The organism is Streptomyces sp. AC627_RSS907, assembly GCF_019049165.1.
The window spans coordinates 1-545 of record NZ_JAGMUE010001206.1 but is presented as its reverse complement, the minus strand read 5'-3'; the positions used below and the strand labels follow the sequence as shown (position 1 = coordinate 545).

The window sequence follows — 545 nt, the reverse complement described above, 5'->3', positions numbered from 1 at the left end:
CCCGTGGACCTCGGCGTGTACGGAGTGGGCGAGTTCGGGCACGGCCCAGGCGCGGCCGTGCCGGACGACCTGGCGGAACCGTTCGTCGCTGGCCACCTGCCACTCGACCGCGACCTTGCGCTCGGGCATGCCGCCACGGCTGTCGACGGCCAGCGGGTCGGGTGCCAGCCGGGTCCACAGGACGAAGCCGTCGGCGGCCGGGTCGCCGGAGGCGACGCCGAGGCGGTAGGGGTCGTCCTGGTAACGCGGCGCGGCCCAGGCCGTGCCGCTGCTGAGGCCGGCGCTGAACAGGCCGAGTGCGGCGCCGGTCACGCCGGCGGCGCCGATCAGGCGGCGTCTGCTGATGTCCATGGATCAGGTCCCTTCGATGACAGGCGAGCGGTCGGCCGGAGGGGGCGTCGGAACGCACGCCACCCGCCGTTCCGGTACGGGGACTCACCCGTTCACGCGCGTGCGTCCCCACGGTTCCCCGCACCGCCGACGGACTGGCCCACGATCACGGGGGCAGGTTGCGGTGGCGGGTGGAACAGAACTCCAGCGGGCCA

Annotated in this window: 1 protein-coding gene; it reads right to left on the bottom strand. The window is 74.5% G+C overall.

The genetic code is table 11. The features are described from left to right. Positions 1 to 351: PhoD-like phosphatase N-terminal domain-containing protein (locus tag KUM32_RS41080; protein ID WP_217146752.1), on the bottom strand; the 351-nt coding region annotated here is incomplete at its 3' end. Positions 352 to 545 lie beyond the last annotated feature (194 nt).